This is a genomic window from Pediococcus sp. EKM201D (genome assembly GCF_011800215.1).
GTDB lineage: Bacteria > Bacillota > Bacilli > Lactobacillales > Lactobacillaceae > Pediococcus > Pediococcus pentosaceus.
On the sequence record NZ_JAALFK010000002.1, the window covers coordinates 424,484 to 440,959 of the forward strand.

Sequence of the window (16,476 nt, forward strand, 5' to 3'; positions counted from 1 at the left end):
CCTATAGAGAGCACTTTAATACCCGGGTTGTTAAAGCAATAATCCAAGCATTTAAATATATTCTATTAAAAAACACGTTTGATAGTTTCAGACGTGTTTTTTAAAACCAACTTTATCAGGTTAGATATAAATAATAGCAACGCGGTGTGCAATTCGATAATGATTCAACTAGAATAAAGATAATAGTAGGAGAGATTAGTTTAAAGAAGGAAAATCTAATGTGGGTAAGAAGAGAACAAATTATTCGAAAAATAATACGGCTTCAACAAAATGAGTTATACCAATTAGTGCAAAAAAGTTTAAATTTATTATTCCCATTTGTTCTTATCGGTAGTATCAGCCAACTAATTCAAATCACTATGTTAAATCGAAATAGTTTATTGCCAACAATTTTTGGGTTTTCGTCGTGGCTAAGTCGGTATCGATTCATAGAAATTATTTTTGATCATTTAACGAGTTTAACATTAGGAATAGTAGCTGCTTTAGCCGCATTTAGTATGGCACATTATACAGCCAAACGGTATCAGCGTGATGAAAAATTAGCGAGTATAACGGGATTAATTGCTTATTTAATCCTTACGGTTCGTTATACAAATAATGGTGAGTTAGCTTTTGGCCAAGATATGCTTGGGATGGGAGGTTTGTTTTTAGGTTTTTTGGTAGGCTATCTGGTTGGACTAAGTTTTAAGCATTTGGCAAATAGCCAGCAGCAGGATAAATCTTCTTCAGGAGTAACATGGAATCGTGCGTTAGATTCATTACGAGCAATTATAATTGTGCTGGTTGTGGCGATTTGCTTTAGTATTTTATTAAATTGGTTGGCGATTTCGGTTTTACCAGATCAAGTTATTCTAAGATTACAATCACTAAAGGCTAACCAAACTTCGTTGCTATTTTCTGTAGCAATCGTACTATTGGCTGGCATAATGACTTTTTTCGGGTTGACCAGTATGCCAATACTGGCACATTTTGGACGTAATGGCGTCGCAATGACTGCGAATTTAAACTATGCCCTTATACATCACACGATTTGGGGAGTACCGTATCCTTTTTCATTAGGGACGTTATATGAATCTTTTGGCGCGATTGGGGGAACGGGAAGTACGCTCTCATTAGTGATTGCAATTTTCTTGTTCAGTAATCAACGTGATCAACAGCTGATTGGCCGATGGTCGTTGCTGCCAGTATTATTTAACTTTAATAGTGCGATATTAGTGGGTGTTCCAGTTTTAGGAAATGGTCTATATATTATTCCATTTCTATTAGTTCCACTAGTTAACGTAGGAATCGCTGCAAGCGCCATTGCTTTACATTTAATGCCTGCTGTAGTTTATCAAGTGCCGTTGGGAACTCCCAGTCTTTTGCAGGCCCTTATTGGAACCAATGGGAATTGGGTAACCTTATTGGTTATGGCACTTAACGTAGGAATCGGCGTTTGGCTGTATCGACCATTTGTGAAATTATCCAACCGACTTAATATTCAGGGAGATGGTCTAGATGCCACGGAACGTTAAAAAATGGAGTATTATATTTTTAATTGCGAGTTTGGTAGGAATTGGAATATTGGCTTGGCCATCAATTCAGTGGATGCATAAAAATGTGACCGCCATTTCTAAACGACATGACTCAAATATGTCACCGGTTATTTTCATTCCGGGGAGTAGTGCTACGCAAAATCGATTTGATGGGTTGATTGATAAGTTAAACGATAGACGTGGGAAACGCCATAGTCTGTTAAAAGTAACGGTCCATACTAATGATCGGATTAGTTACTCGGGATCGATTCGTCCACGTGATAATGAGCCGTTTATTGTTGTTGGTTTTGAGAACAACAAAGATGGTTATAGCAATATTAAAAAACAAGCTAAATGGTTTTCTATTGCATTTAATGCGTTAGCTAAAAAATATCAGTTTAATAATTTTAAGGCCATTGGTCATTCGAATGGTGGTTTGGTATATACAATGTATCTCGAAAATTATTTCAATCGTGACGATATTTCAATCAAGAAGTTAATGACCATTGGATCACCTTATAATTTCTCAGAAACGTCACTTTCGCATAAAACTCAGATGCTGTCAGACTTTATTAAACAACGTAAAAAAATTCCTAAAACGTTGTCAGTCTATTCGATTATTGGTACTCAGAATTTTGATAATGATGGGATTGTACCAGCACGGAGCGCAGAAGCGGGTAAATATATTTATCAGGGCCAAGCCCAACATTATACTGAAATTACAGTTACAGGAAATGATGCTCAACATTCTGACTTACCACAAAATCAACAAATCATTAATTTAATCGAGCAATATATTTTGGCAAAAAATAAGCCACGTGATGATCAAAATCAGGACACACATTAGTAGTCTGAAGAATAGCAAAACATAGAACAACTTGTTTCAGTAAGAATATAATAAAAAAGTCTAACTTAGTGGGATGATTCCATAAGTCAGACTTTTTTATCCATATAGTATTATTTATACCACTGTGATACTCCATTAGCAGTGGTTAATGTTAAGTGGTTGTTACTTACCTTTTTAACTGTGTACTGGATAGTACTTCCGTTGCTGTAATAATTTTCAGTGCCCTTTAGTACATAAGTATGATTGCCTAAATTCTTGTACTGAACATTATTTAAAATTTGAGGGTCATTAACGGTTAATGTTGAGCGGTTACTGGTCATATTCCAGTGACCGGTGAAGTACCCTAATTTGGCTTGCCAATGGCCTTGTAGTTCAGTTGGAATCCCAGCTACAAATTTATTACTGGTTGGGGTTCTATAATTAATGAAATTAAAATTGATATTAAATTTATATCCAGAACTTAGTTTAATTGCTAAAGTGTCAGTCTTAGTTAATCGGTTTACTTGCTGTGTTCCTAAATTAAATGTGACTGTCCCAGCATTAGCAGCTGTTTTAGTTGCAATAGTTTGTCCCATATTATTTTTGAGTACGACTGTGGATCCTTTTCTGATATTAGTTACTGAAATAGAATTACTTGTTGTAGTTACATATGAATGGCTAGTTGTTTTTGCGGAGACTGGTGTTGAGGTGACTACCTGTGATAATGGTGCAATAATTCCTAAACTCATGGCTACTGTAGCAATAACAAATCCTTTTTTCATGATAATACCCCCCAGGAAAATTAATTCCATTTCTATATATTATTTATTAGTTGTCCTTGAACAAACATATAATAATCTTATTGAAACATAATTGCAACACAATTGTAACATTAGTACTACCTAAACGGATCCAGAGTGGGATCAATTAACGACTTTAACAAACCAGTTGATGAATGAACTGATTCCCTAAAGTTATTAGTTCAATTTTGTGATTACATTATCTAAAATATGTTCTCAAAAAAATACGTCTGGAAACTACCAGGCGTATTTTTTGGACTTTGGACGTAATTATTTGTATAGAAATGAGTACTTGTTCTCTCTTTAGAACAGTCTTTTGAATCATTTTACGCACTACTTTGAGTCATGTTCCTTAGCTAAACCTTCAGAAAGAGTACCACGTTGAATCAAGTTAAACTTATTTTTTAAATTAATAATATTTTGTTGGTACTCCTTAGCATAAATAACAGAAAAAATTGTATCCAATAAGTATTCAAAAGTGATCTGAGAAGAAAATGTACTAATTTTTAAAAAGTCATATTCATTTTGAGTAGTGACGATCGCAGTTTGCGCCAAACGAATGAGGGGCGATTTTTGATTGCCGGTCAGAACTACAGAAGGAATTTTATTCTCGGAAAAATGAGTCAGCATGCGTTCATATTGTGAAATACGACCACCATAACTGATGAAAATAGCACAATCTTTTTTGGTTAAGTTGGCAGCCGTCCAGTCTTCGTCACTGTATTCTTCACCCAGAATGGCGAAACGATTTAATTTAACCAATTTATTTTGGAAGCTACGGGCTCGAATCTGAGAATCGCCCTGCGCAAATAGGAAAATGCGTTCCGATTTGGCAATCGTATTGGCTGCTTCTTCAATCAGTCGTTCGTCTAACTGTGCAAATGTTCTTTGAATACTTTCAACAGAGAGTTCAGCGACTTTCTTTGAAATGGTAGAGACAGAATCGTTAGAATCAAACGGAAAGTTAGCATCAACAGAATTCATGTTGGTGGTTTGACTGTACACAGCCTCTGAAATTGCTACTTTAAAATCTTTAAAACCTTCAAAACCTAATTTTTTAGTCAATCGGACCACAGCTGAATGCGAGGTATAAGTGACTTTAGAAAGTTTATCAATATTCATCGGCGGAATGTCGGTGATGTTTTTAAGAATATAATCGGCTATTCGTTGCTCGGTGTTGGTAAAGTTTTCGTGGTTACTCAGCTTGTCGATTAATAGCATATGATAGCTCACTTCCTTTTGGCTTATTCATAATCAGTATAGCTTAAAAAATATTTTCAGCATGATTTTGGTAATTTTTTTTAGGAATAAGCAGTACAAGTTCTATTTTTCTGAAAGTATTATCCAGAATTACCCTAAAGTATATCGTTTAAAAGTTCCCCGTTTTATATTGTAGATAGCAAAGCAATATTTGAATACAAATGGAGGAACTAAGATGCTGACAATTGCTTATATTGGAAATGGAAAAAGTGCCAATCGTTATCATTTGCCATTTTCACTCAAACTTAAAGACAAAATTAAAGTGAAAACCATTTATTATCGCACGAAAACAACTGCGTGGAAACGAATCGAAGGCGTACATTATACCACCGATATTAATGACATTTATAATGACCCAGAAATTCAGCTGGTTGTAGTATCAACGCCCAGTAGCTCGCATTTTCAAATCGGTAAAGCAGTGCTGGAACATGGTAAAAATGCGTTAATTGAAAAGCCTTTTACAGAAACATACCAAGAAGCAAAAGAACTATTTGATTTAGCAAAATCAAAAGGGTTGTTGGTTCAATGCTATCAGAATAGAAGATATGATTCAGATTTCCTAACTACTCAAAAAGTGATTGAAAGTGGCGTTTTGGGAGATATTTTAGAGGTGGAAATGCACTACGATTACTATCGCCCCGAGGTTCCGGAAGGGGTAAACGAATTTTCACTAGATACCAGCTATTTATATGGTCATGCTTGCCACACGCTCGATCAAATAATTTCATACTTCGGAGAACCGGATAACGTTCACTATGAGGTTAGACAACTACTAGGTGAAAATCGGATGAATGATTATTTCGACTTGGATCTCTTCTATGGTGGGATGAAGGTTTCAGTTAAATCGAGTTATTTCAGAATAAAGGAACGACCAAGTTTCGTAGTGTATGGCAAAAAAGGAATGTTTGTTAAACAGACCAAAGATCGCCAAGAGGAACATTTAAAAATGTTTTATATGCCAGACCATCCCGATTTTGGAATCGACCTGCCACAACATTATGGAGTATTGACCTACTTAGACGGTTCCGGAAAATACCATGAAGAAAAGGTTGTCTCGGAAGTGGGAGATTACAGCAGAGTATACGAGGGATTGTACGAAGCAATTATCAACGGTAAAGAAAAAACTGTTAAAGATGAAGAAACTTTATTGCAAATAAAAATGCTAGAAACAGGCATCAAGAAAATGCAAAAAAGCGAGTTTTAAAAGGATAAATAGGAGAGCATGCGATGAAATTAGGAATTGTTGGAGCAGGAATGATTGTAAAGGACTTTCTTACAATGACGCCGTTGTTACCAGAGATTGAATTAAAAGCTATCACAGGAACCCCTCATGGTATAGATGACATGGAAAAATTACAAAAGCAATATGGGATTGATCGTGTATATACGGACATCGATGAATGTCTTGCAAATGAAGAAATTGATACCATCTATGTTGCTGTTCCCAATCATTTACATTTTGCTTTTGCTAAAAAAGCCCTCGAAGCCGGTAAGAATGTTATCTGCGAAAAACCGTTCACTTTGAATTTAGCGGAGTTAGAAGAATTAGCAGAACTAGCCCAAACGAAGCAATTAATTTTGCTGGAAGCTATCACCAATCAATACATGATGAATTATCAAAAAATTAAAGAAGCCGTTCCAACCCTAGGCGAAATTAAGGTGATTGAATGTAACTATTCGCAATATTCATCTCGCTATGATGCTTTTAAAGCAGGTGAAGTCCTACCAGCTTTTAACCCTAAGTTCGGTGGTGGGGCTTTGATGGACATCAATATTTATAACATTCATTTTGTTGTGGGGCTGTTGGGCGCCCCATCAAGCGTCAAATATCTAGCTAATATTGAAAAGGATATCGATACTTCAGGAATATTAATCTTAAATTATCCCGATACCAAAGTGGTTTGTATCGGAGCTAAAGACTCTACGGCTACGATTCGTTCGACGATTCAAGGTACGAAAGGTTCAGTAATTGTGAATGGAGCAACCAATGTTCTTGATAATTTCGATATTGAAAGTAAAGCAGGAATTGAAAACTTTGATTTTAAACAAAATTCGCATCGCATGTATGAAGAATTCAAGGCATTTCAACGAATTATTGCAGAAAAGGATTTAAAAGAGGCCGCTCTACGTCTTCAACATAGTGAAGAGGTGCTTCGAGTTGTTGAGCAAGCTTTGGCAGATGCTCACATTCAGCTAGGTTAATAATGAGGTAAACAAATGAAAGAGATTGAAAAGTTAAAACAAGGTTTAGAATATTGCTTTTTAGATGAAGAAGTTGCCAAGCTTAAGCAAGCAGCATTAATCAAGTGCGCGCGATTCAATAATATTGATCCAACGGATGACCAAAAACAACAAGCCGCAATTAAGGATTTATTTGGTTCAACTGGGGCAAACGTATATGTGCAGCCTAATTTTAATTGTGATAATGGTAAAAATATCCATGTTGGAGAGGATTTTCTAACCAACTATAACGTCACGATTCTTGATATTGCGCCCGTGAAAATTGGTGATTATGTCATGATTGGACCCAATACGCTGATTGCTACGGTCAATCATCCGATGTCTCCCAAGCAACGTCGACAAAAGATGGCGCAAGGAACGCCGGTTACCATCGGAAATGACGTTTGGATTGGTGGAAATTGTACAATTTTACCGGGAGTAACGATTGGCAATAATGTCGTGGTTGCTGCAAGCGCAGTCGTTACTAAAGATGTGCCTGATAACTGTTTGGTAGCAGGAGTGCCAGCGAAAGTTATCAGAAAGTTGGATAACGATTTGGATTAATAGGGGAAACTATAGGTAGTGGAAGAACAGTAATTATAACGGGTGTAAGGGTTGGATATGGTCGTAAACTGCCTATGTTGTTGTCATAGTAATGGATTTTTTATAGAGTATAAAATACCCCATGACTTTTAGATACATACATCTGAAAGCCATGGGGTATTCACTTTGGTACTCTTTAAACACTTCTGTAACCTATCAATGGATCCGAACGGACTTGAACCGTCGACCCCCTACATGCGAAGCAGGTGCTCTCCCAACTGAGCTACGGACCCGTTTTCACGTTTATCATACCACTTTTAACTCAAAAATTGATATTATAATGAGAGAAAGTTACCATTAACGGATAATGTTTTTTAGCAAGTTGGCTAAAGATAAGGAGCGTTATTAATGAATAAAAGTACTAAATATATGTTAGCTGGCTTAGGTGCCGCAGCTTTCGGAATTACTGCTGGAATGGGAATTGGCGGATATATTAGTTTTTTAGTTGGGATCAAAAATACGGAAAAAGCTAAGAATAAAGCCATTGAACGTTCACGATCTCAAGATAATAATGCCCTCAATATTGAATGGTTTAATAATTTAAATCCAGAAGAAATCAGTATGCTTAGTGAAGATGGCCTTCAATTGCGAGCATCATTTTTACGACAACCAGAAGCCAAACAGTCTAAAAAGACGGTTATTTTAGCCCACGGATACCATCACGCCCGGATGCAAATGATTCCGTATGCCAAAATCTTCTATAATATGGGCTACAACGTCTTGATGCCCGATGCACGCAGTCATGGTGAAAGCGAAGGCAATCTAATTGGTTTTGGGTGGCTGGATCGCCGCGACTATGTACGTTGGGTTCAACGCGCTGTTTTATTAACCCATACGGATGAAAAAATTGTTTTAATGGGGATTAGCATGGGTGCCGCAACCGTGATTTCTGCGGCAGGGGAACCAGATATGGCGACTAACTTAACTGCTGTGATTGAAGATAGTAGTTTTAACCGTTTAGACAAACAATTCCGGCATCGTTTGAAACGCTACTATCATTTACCATCGCAAGAATTTGAGGCGATTGCTAGTGCATTAACCAAAAAAGAAGCTGGTTATTCATTTAAAGAAGCTAATATTCAAGAGCAAGTTAAAAAAGTTCGAGTTCCGATCATGTTTATCCATGGCGAAGCCGATCGTTATGTTCCAATCGAAATGCTGGATGATTTAGTGGAAGCAGCTCGTGTTCCTAGCCAAGTTTATTTGGTTGACCAAGCCGATCACGTGCAAGCTCTCCCAACTAATCCGCATCGCTATCAAATCGAGGTAGCAAATTTTTTGGAGAAGTATGTAGACTAGCATGAATGAACAGATTAAATATTATTTTATTGTAAATAAATGGGCGGGAGCGCACCATTCAGCCCAGACGTGGGAGCGACTCCATCAACTCCTCGTGCAAAACGCTGTTAACTTCGAACGTGTGGTAACAAAATACCCCCAACATGCGACCCAGTTAGCCCAAGAATTTGCCGATCTACATCCGCAAGGCTGGGTAATTGTTGCTATTGGTGGGGATGGTACCCTCCTAGAAGTGCTGAATGGAGTGCGACGCTCTAAAAACACCGTTCCCATTGGCTATGTTCCAGCGGGTTCGGGGAATGATTTTGCACGGGCAGTCGGCATCGCCTCTGATCCATCCACGGCCTTACAGCAATTAATCCAGACCACCACCCCAATCACCTTAGATATTGGAGCTTATCAGAATCAAGCGAACCAACTGACCCAGTATTTTACCAACAACATTGGGATTGGCTTTGATGCCCGAGTGGTCTATGAAGCCAATCAAGGTCAGAAAGTTAGGCTGAGCAAGTGGCACTTAGAATCGATGGCGTACGTTTCGGCCCTCCTCAAAACGTTAATGCGTCAAAAGGGATTTCCACTTACGATTGATATTGATGGTGAGCGTCATGAATTTGCGAATGCCTTCGTCGTTTCACTAACGAATATCAAATATTTTGGTGGTGGGGTCGGTATTGCACCTCGCGCTAACTTGCACGACGGAAAACTAGACGTGGTAATTACTGAAAAATTGAGTTTTTTCAAGTTTGTTAAGTTATTTATTAAGCTCTTACGTGGTGGAAAACATCTCGATATGCCGGATGTTTTCTTTAAAACTGGACGAGAAATTCACGTGCAAGCTTTTGAAAATGAACATGGTCAAGTTAATGGGGAAGATTTACCATTACAAGCTTTTGACTTGAAAATATGGATGACCAAACAACCATTTTGGTTTAATCATAAAGCGGCTGCGTCTCAAGAGTAATCTTTCTTTTGGGCGCAGCCCTTTTAATATTTTTGTAGTAGAATGGATGATGCAAGTTTTAAGTGGGGGAGCGTTAATGAGAGATGAATGCAGTAACAATTTTTGTGCATGGATTTAATGGAAATGCGGATTCTACGGACCATTTGATCCATGGAGCACAGAAAAATGGCTGGGCGCAAAAGATGCTGGTGGTCAAAATCAAAAATGATGGGGCAATGGATTTTGATGGCGAACTCGATCAGCAGGTCGCTAATCCGATGGTTCAGGTGTTGTTTGAAAACAATCGGGCTCCTGAACGCCGGCAAGTTAGTTGGATGCACCAGTTATTAATTAAATTAAGACAAAGTTTTGGAGTCGAACAGTACAATGGGGTCGGTCATTCGCTAGGAAGTAATGTCCTGGTTAATTTAGCGATTAAGTTTGGCAAAGACTCACGTTTACCAGCTTTGAAAAAATTAGTGACCATTGCGGGTCCTTTCAATGGATTACATGGATTTCTTTCACAGGATACTGTTAAAGATGTAATGACCAAAAGTTGGGAACCTAATAAAAGAACCCATCATTTTAAAAAGCTAGTTCGTAATCGCCACTTGTTTCCTAAAGGAGCTGAAGTTTTAAACGTAATTGGGAGCGTGGATGGAATTTTAAATAATGATGTCTATGTGGCAGTTGATTCGGCCCGCGCAGTGGGCTACCTCCTCGATGGGGTGGCAGCCAAAGTTTCCGAGTTGATGGTAATTGGACCCGACGGCTATCACTGTGAGTTAAATCGAAGCCAAAATGTTTCACGTGAAATTAACCAATTTTTATGGGATGAAAAATACATAGCACAAGATTTTAAATTGATTAATTCCTATCGAGCGGACAAGGTATACCAACTCGCGCCTGAGGAGTTAAATTGGGCAAATTAATTGGTTGTCAAAACGACTGGAAGCTGATAGAATATTTGATATAGATAGCAGCTTACAAAAAGTAAGCTAGTTTTTAATAAAAGGAGCAATTCAAAATGAGCACTCAAGCAAATTTAACTAACGAAGAAATTTTTGAAGCAATGAATTCAGGTAAGAAAATGTTATTCTTTACAGCTGGCTGGTGCCCTGATTGTGCCTTCATCAAGCCCGCAATGCCGGACATCATGAAGAAGTACGATCAATATGATTGGATTACGGTTGACCGTGATGACAATCTAGAAGTTGCTCAACATTTTGGTGTGATGGGTATTCCAAGTTTTATCGCCCTTGAAGACGGTAAGGAACTCGGCCGTTTTGGTAAAGGTGAACGCCGTACTCCCCAAGAAGTTGAAGAATTCATTCAGGGTATTGCCTAACCATTAAAGTTAATTCTAGCAAGCTGTATAGAAATCGATTTTCGATTACTATACAGCTTTTTTATTTTCTACTTTTTAGTTACTGTGAAACTATGTTAATGATTACACAATCACTTAGAACTTTAAAAGTTAATAATGATTGAAAACGGATGAAACAGCATTACACAGCACATTCCACCATTGTACAAAATTGCTAAATTAAGTTGTTTTTTAATATGAAATTGCTTATCATCATTAATAATAAACGGTATCAGTTTAAAAAATATTAAAATCACGCCAAAAGGTAATGCCAATCGTTTTTTTTAGTTTTAAAATAAACGGAAAGGTTAACGATATGACACTAGAAAAACTTGAAATATATTTATGGTGGATTACAGTGCTGACGGCGGCTATCACTATTGGAATTATCGGTGGATATTACTGGTGGACCCGGAATAAGGGGAGCGATTATTTACGGAATGATGAAATCCCACTTCGTTATTTTATCCAAAAACAAGTTGATCGTAAGGGAAATACCATTGGCTACGAGTGCCTATTGCGCACGCAAAATGAAGCGGGACAGTGGGTTTTGCCACGTGATTTTGAATCCCTACCACTGCAACGCGTGATTAGCTTACTGGAGACGACTTTCCAATCTCTAGCCGATGAGCATGTAACCCTTTCTATTAAATTAACTTACAACCAAATTATGAGTCCGGCTTTTGAATACTTTGTGCGGTGGGCAATTGCGAAAATTGAGTCACTTAATTTAGCTATTGAACTTTCAATCCATGAAATGAATCGGCTAACCAATCGCCGTCTTTTTAAAAGAAGAATCCAGATTGGGCGTAGCTATGGAGTTCAATTCACGATTAATAATGTAGGTTCATCTTTAAATGATTTGAAACATATTGAGTGGTTACTAAGCGAAATTGATATTTTAAAGGCTTCCATGAGTAGTTTTAGAAAGAAAGATCCCAACGAATGGCTCGATCTTAATCTCCAATTTTGGAATAAGTTGGCCCAAGAAAATGAAATTAAATTGGTTTTAGTGGGAATTGAAAATGAAGCCGACGAGGCGTTAGCGGAGCAGCTCCGGATTGATGCGCGCCAAGGCTATCTTTTTGGCAAGCCGGAGGATGTTTACCGAAAGCAGGTTTAGGATGAAAAACGAAAGAGAACGTCAGCAGCTATATACAGATTTGTATTTTGAAAAAGGACACTGGTGGTTGAAAATATGGCAAACGTTAGTCGCCATTTTCGGTTGGATGTGTGTGTTTGTTCCTATCATCATCACCGTCACTTCCTTTTGGGCGATTTATAATCCCAAGATTCCGCATATCTGGTCTTATAGTGAAGGGATTTTTGAAATTAAATTTATCGGAATCTTATTGGCCTTTGCATTTGTCATGGCGAGCTTGTTTGCGACGAGTATGACGATTATTCAAAATCGGCGGCGGGATCGGCTGGCTGAACAGTGGCCTACCTACAATCCAATTAATCAGCGTCGACGGGAAGATACATTAGAAGCATTTATGGACGCCCGGTTTGGCAGTAAGGAATTTCGTGAAAATACCAGGTACTACGAAGTAAAACCAGAACAAAATCTGGATACAGACGAAATTAAAGAAATTTATCGAGCATCTAATTTAGACGATCTTGGATAAGGAGCAAAAATGTCATCAATCTTTATTGATAGTATTTTCAAAGGATCCCTGATTGATACGACCATTAACATTATTCTTTTGATACTTTGTTTATATCCTGTAATCGGGGCGTTCTTCTGGTTTACAGGTTCATTGTCGTATCGCTTTTTGAAAACCCATAAACGGGATGAAGGCTGGGAAAATATTCTACCTGCGGACCAACCATTAATTACCATCATGATTCCAGCCCATAATGAAGAAGTCATGATTGAAGAAACGATCACCTATCTTTTTAACGAAATTAATTACACTAATTTTGAAGTTTTAGTCGCTGACGATGGCTCGACGGATCAAACGGGAGCAATCTTAGCACGCTTGAGAAAACAATATCCACGCCTGCGGACGATTAAAATCTTGAAAAATAAAGGGAAGGCGCATGCTTTTAACATTGGAATGTATTTTGCAAAAGGGAAATACATCCTTAGTAATGATGCTGATACGATTCCCGAACCGGATGCTTTGATGAAGTACATGAACTTTTTCATGCATGACCGGGATATGAATACTTCGGCGGTAACAGCTAATATGGATGTTCAAAACCGCACGAAGATTTTAGGCAAGGCCCAGACGGTTGAATTTTCGAGTATTGTTGGGGTCATTAAACGCAGTCAAACTTCAATTAACGACTCGATGTATGCCTACAGTGGCGCCAACACGTTGTATCGCAAGAGTTTTCTGATTGACGTGGGAGGCTTCCGGCAAAATCGGGCGACCGAAGATATTAGTATTGCCTGGGATCACCAGATGATTGGGGCAATTCCGCGGTTTGCTCCTAATATTGTCTTTCACATGAATGTCCCCGAATCTCTTAAAGATCTTTATCACCAACGTAAGCGTTGGGCGCAAGGGGGAACTGAAGTGTGGTTGACCAATATTAAGAAGTTCCTCTTACATCCGATTAAGCATCGTTATCAAATGTCGATGTTTATTGACTCAACCCTTTCCATTATCTGGTCATTTTTCTTTATGATTACCACCGCTGTTTTTATCATTACCATGTTGGTTTTCTTACTGACGGGGAATTACGAACGGGTCTTTCACGGAATCGTGATGTCGTTTATCTTTGTGACCTTTGAGCTACTGGCCGGGTTCTTACAATTATTAGCGGCTTTAATTTTGGATCATCATGCTGCTAAGTTAAAATACCTTATTTTTGCGCCGCTTTATATGCTCTTTTTCTGGATGGTCAATCCCGTGACGGTTGTCATGACGTTTGTACCGGCTCTTAAAACGATTTTTGGTTTTGGTTCTGGGACTTGGATTAGTCCCGAACGTAAATCACTTCAAAATAAATAAAACATATTCCGTTTTATCTGCGGAATATGTTTTTTGTTTGCCGTGAAAGCTATACAAAAAATGGAAAATAGTTCAAACTTATCTATGAAAAGGCTTTCTACAGAAAAAGCTCATTAAAAGAGAGGATGGATGAAAATGACAAAATTACCAGAAAACTTTTTATGGGGCGGCGCTGTGGCTGCTCATCAATTAGAAGGAGCATGGCAAGCAGATGGTAAAGGGGTTAGCATGGCCGACGTGATGACGGCGGGAGCTAACAAGGTACCGCGGAAGATTACCGATGGGGTAGTGCCGGGTGAAAATTACCCTAACCACGAAGGAATCGATTTTTACCATCATTATCGTGAAGACGTTAAAATGTTTGCCGAATTAGGCTTAAAAGCTTTCCGTACTTCGATTGCTTGGACCCGCATCTTTCCTAATGGTGATGATGCTGAACCTAATGAAGCTGGTTTGAAATTTTATGACGACCTCTTTGATGAATGCTTGAAATATGGGATTGAACCGGTAATTACCTTGGCACATTTTGAAATGCCTTATCATTTAGTTAAGAAATACAATGGTTTTTCTGACCGTCACGTAATTGATCTTTATGTTCGTTTCGCTGAAACTTGTTTCAAACGCTATAAAGATAAGGTTAAGTATTGGATGACGTTCAACGAAATCAATAATCAGAGTATGTACAATAATGACTTCTTGATGGCTACCAACTCAGGATTAGTTTTCAAGGGGGATGAAAATCGTGAAGCAGCGATGTATCAAGCTGCTCACTATGAATTAGTAGCTAGTGCTAAAGCAGTTAAGTTGGGTCATGAAATTAATCCAGACTTCCAAATCGGTTGCATGATTAATTTCACGCCATTTTATCCGCTCAATGCAGCCCCAAATAACATCATGTTGGCTGAACGTTTAATGCAACGTCGCTACTGGTTCTCCGATGTGCATGTCAACGGGGTTTATCCAGAAAATGTTGAAACTTACTTGCAACAAAAGGGTTACCGTCCAGACATTACAGAAGCAGACCGTGAAATCCTTAAAGCCGGAACAGTGGATTATGTAGGCTTTAGTTACTACAATTCCAACACTGTGGCTCTTCCTGAAGGTCGGTCAATTGATGAAAACTTAGCTCCAGAAGACGTAACGGTTGAAAATCCATACCTTGCAACTAGTGATTGGGATTGGCCAATTGATCCAGTGGGTCTCCGTTATTCCCTCAATTGGTTAAACGACCGCTACCACTTACCAATGTTTATTGTTGAAAATGGATTAGGGGCTTACGATACGGTCGAAAGTGACGGGGCAATTCATGATCCATACCGTGTGGATTACCTCCGAGCTCACATCCAAGAAATGGAAAAAGCAGTTGAATTAGATGGCGTAAACTTGATGGGTTATACTCCATGGGGCTTTATCGACCTCGTTTCAGCTGGCACTGGTCAAATGTCTAAACGCTACGGCTTTATCTATGTTGATAAGGATGATGATGGCAACGGAACGCTCCAACGTTCTAAGAAAGATTCCTTTGGCTGGTATCAAAAAGTAATTCGTACAAACGGTGAAGATCTCGATTAAAATTATTTTCCCTATCCTCTCCAAGCGTTGAGACAAGCGTTAAAATGCGTTGCTATGCTAAAATAGTAGTAGAGAACGGATACATTTTAGAACGAGGAGGGCAAAATTATGATTATTTATGACCAGCATGTGCATACAAGCTTTTCGTTTGATTCAAATGAAAAGATGGAAGACTACATGAAGTTGGCCGGACAGGACTTTGTTTCCACGGAACATTTGGAATTTAACAATCCAGAAGTCCAAAACCATGATAGTATTCCAGACTACACTAAATACGTGGCCGAAATTGAACGTTTGAAAAAAGCGACGGGCAAACGAGTTCATAAAGGAATTGAAATCGGGATGTCAGCCGGACAAGCAGATAAGATTAAAGACTATTTAGCCCACCATACGTTCGATATTAAGTTACTAAGTTTCCATCAAGATGGTACGAAAGACTTTGGGAGTAACATGGTCTCGCACTTAGATCCGCTTCAAGTGACGGATCAGTATTACCAGTTGATGTGGAAGGGAATCAACGAATTCCATGACGCCGATGTGTTAGCTCACTTCGATTACGGGGTACGGAGATTGAGTTTGACGTCTGGTCAATTCTCGACTACGGCCGGAGTCTTGCTCACTAACATCTTTAAAGTTGCCATTCAAAATAACTTGGCCTTTGAATTGAACACCAAGAGCATGTACAAATACCACAACATTGGTTTGTATGATTACGCAATTGAAATCTACAAGCAATTAGGGGGCAAGCGTTATACGATTGGGTCAGACGCCCATGACGCAACGCACTATGAAGATCACTTCCGGGATGCCTTAGATATGCTCAAAGCCCACGACATTCATCACATTAATGTTTATCGGCAAGGAGCTATGACGGTGGTTCCTATTGATGATATTCCAGAAGACCTTTAATTATTTATAGTAGAAAAACTAAAAGAGTGAAGACCAACATGGTGACGAAACGCCGTCGTATGGGGGTTGGAGCTCTTTTTTTGTTGTGCAAAACGAAGGCTGGAAATCTTTTTTGAAAAAAATCAAAATAAATATGGCAAAAGTGTTGACGAACCTTAAAAACGAGTGTATAGTATATTTCTGTTGTCGCGAGAGATGACG

The 16,476-nt window shown here is 38.5% G+C and carries 16 protein-coding genes and 1 tRNA gene; 14 read left to right on the forward strand and 3 right to left on the reverse strand.

Features of this window, described 5'->3' with window-relative positions:
- Nucleotides 1–218: 218 nt before the first annotated feature.
- A complete protein-coding gene (locus HFC68_RS04860; protein ID WP_011672831.1) occupies nucleotides 219–1,514 on the forward strand; it encodes a PTS transporter subunit EIIC in 1,296 nt (431 codons plus the stop codon).
- On the forward strand, nucleotides 1,498–2,361 hold the full coding sequence (locus HFC68_RS04865; protein ID WP_011672832.1) for an alpha/beta hydrolase: 864 nt from the start codon (nucleotides 1,498–1,500) through the stop codon (nucleotides 2,359–2,361). Before HFC68_RS04860 ends, HFC68_RS04865 begins: the two co-directional genes overlap by 17 nt.
- Before the next feature lie 110 nt (nucleotides 2,362–2,471).
- Here HFC68_RS04865 and HFC68_RS04870 read toward each other — a convergent pair whose 3' ends face one another.
- Together HFC68_RS04870 and HFC68_RS04875 are read right to left on the reverse strand one after the other, a co-directional pair.
- A complete protein-coding gene (locus HFC68_RS04870; RefSeq protein WP_011672833.1) occupies nucleotides 2,472–3,122 on the reverse strand; it encodes a hypothetical protein in 651 nt (216 codons plus the stop codon).
- 351 nt (nucleotides 3,123–3,473) lie between these two features.
- Entirely contained in the window at nucleotides 3,474–4,361 is an 888-nt protein-coding gene (locus tag HFC68_RS04875) for a MurR/RpiR family transcriptional regulator (RefSeq protein ID WP_011672834.1), read from the reverse strand.
- Between the two features lie 214 nt (nucleotides 4,362–4,575).
- Here HFC68_RS04875 and HFC68_RS04880 point away from each other — a divergent pair, with 214 nt between their 5' ends.
- Genes HFC68_RS04880 through HFC68_RS04890 form a run of 3 tightly spaced genes read left to right on the forward strand, consistent with a single transcriptional unit; the run spans nucleotide 4,576 to nucleotide 7,184 of the window.
- The gene (locus HFC68_RS04880) at nucleotides 4,576–5,604 is read left to right on the forward strand and encodes a Gfo/Idh/MocA family oxidoreductase (protein ID WP_011672835.1); all 1,029 of its coding nucleotides are present in this window, start codon (nucleotides 4,576–4,578) and stop codon (nucleotides 5,602–5,604) included.
- Between the two features lie 23 nt (nucleotides 5,605–5,627).
- Nucleotides 5,628–6,602, forward strand: coding sequence for a Gfo/Idh/MocA family protein (locus tag HFC68_RS04885; RefSeq protein WP_011672836.1), 975 nt, complete (start codon nucleotides 5,628–5,630; stop codon nucleotides 6,600–6,602).
- Between the two features lie 15 nt (nucleotides 6,603–6,617).
- Nucleotides 6,618–7,184 (forward strand): sugar O-acetyltransferase, encoded by a 567-nt coding sequence (locus HFC68_RS04890; protein WP_011672837.1) that lies wholly within the window; start codon nucleotides 6,618–6,620, stop codon nucleotides 7,182–7,184.
- 199 nt (nucleotides 7,185–7,383) lie between these two features.
- Here the strand turns inward: HFC68_RS04890 and HFC68_RS04895 are convergent.
- Nucleotides 7,384–7,456: transfer RNA gene (locus tag HFC68_RS04895), tRNA-Ala, on the reverse strand.
- Between the two features lie 115 nt (nucleotides 7,457–7,571).
- Here HFC68_RS04895 and HFC68_RS04900 point away from each other — a divergent pair.
- The 9 genes from HFC68_RS04900 to HFC68_RS04940 all read left to right on the forward strand — a co-directional run bounded on the left by HFC68_RS04900 (nucleotide 7,572) and on the right by HFC68_RS04940 (nucleotide 16,275).
- The gene (locus tag HFC68_RS04900; RefSeq protein WP_011672838.1) at nucleotides 7,572–8,522 is read left to right on the forward strand and encodes an alpha/beta hydrolase; all 951 of its coding nucleotides are present in this window, start codon (nucleotides 7,572–7,574) and stop codon (nucleotides 8,520–8,522) included.
- A gap of 1 nt (nucleotide 8,523) precedes the next feature.
- Nucleotides 8,524–9,486 (forward strand): diacylglycerol kinase family protein, encoded by a 963-nt coding sequence (locus HFC68_RS04905; RefSeq protein ID WP_011672839.1) that lies wholly within the window; start codon nucleotides 8,524–8,526, stop codon nucleotides 9,484–9,486.
- Nucleotides 9,487–9,569: 83 nt separating this feature from the next.
- Nucleotides 9,570–10,397 carry an alpha/beta hydrolase gene (locus tag HFC68_RS04910; RefSeq protein WP_011672840.1) on the forward strand — a complete coding sequence of 276 codons (828 nt, stop codon included), beginning with the start codon at nucleotides 9,570–9,572 and terminating at the stop codon, nucleotides 10,395–10,397.
- A 95-nt stretch (nucleotides 10,398–10,492) separates the two neighbouring features.
- The gene (locus tag HFC68_RS04915; RefSeq protein WP_002834396.1) at nucleotides 10,493–10,813 is read left to right on the forward strand and encodes a thioredoxin family protein; all 321 of its coding nucleotides are present in this window, start codon (nucleotides 10,493–10,495) and stop codon (nucleotides 10,811–10,813) included.
- Between the two features lie 334 nt (nucleotides 10,814–11,147).
- Nucleotides 11,148–11,954, forward strand: coding sequence for an EAL domain-containing protein (locus HFC68_RS04920; RefSeq protein WP_167399708.1), 807 nt, complete (start codon nucleotides 11,148–11,150; stop codon nucleotides 11,952–11,954).
- 1 nt (nucleotide 11,955) lies between these two features.
- The gene (locus tag HFC68_RS04925) at nucleotides 11,956–12,459 is read left to right on the forward strand and encodes a hypothetical protein (RefSeq protein ID WP_011672842.1); all 504 of its coding nucleotides are present in this window, start codon (nucleotides 11,956–11,958) and stop codon (nucleotides 12,457–12,459) included.
- A gap of 9 nt (nucleotides 12,460–12,468) precedes the next feature.
- Entirely contained in the window at nucleotides 12,469–13,794 is a 1,326-nt protein-coding gene (locus HFC68_RS04930; RefSeq protein WP_160211247.1) for a glycosyltransferase family 2 protein, read from the forward strand.
- A gap of 135 nt (nucleotides 13,795–13,929) precedes the next feature.
- Complete coding sequence (locus tag HFC68_RS04935; RefSeq protein ID WP_011672844.1) at nucleotides 13,930–15,366, forward strand: 6-phospho-beta-glucosidase; 1,437 nt, start codon at nucleotides 13,930–13,932, stop codon at nucleotides 15,364–15,366.
- A gap of 108 nt (nucleotides 15,367–15,474) precedes the next feature.
- Entirely contained in the window at nucleotides 15,475–16,275 is an 801-nt protein-coding gene (locus HFC68_RS04940; RefSeq protein WP_011672845.1) for a PHP domain-containing protein, read from the forward strand.
- Nucleotides 16,276–16,476 lie beyond the last annotated feature (201 nt).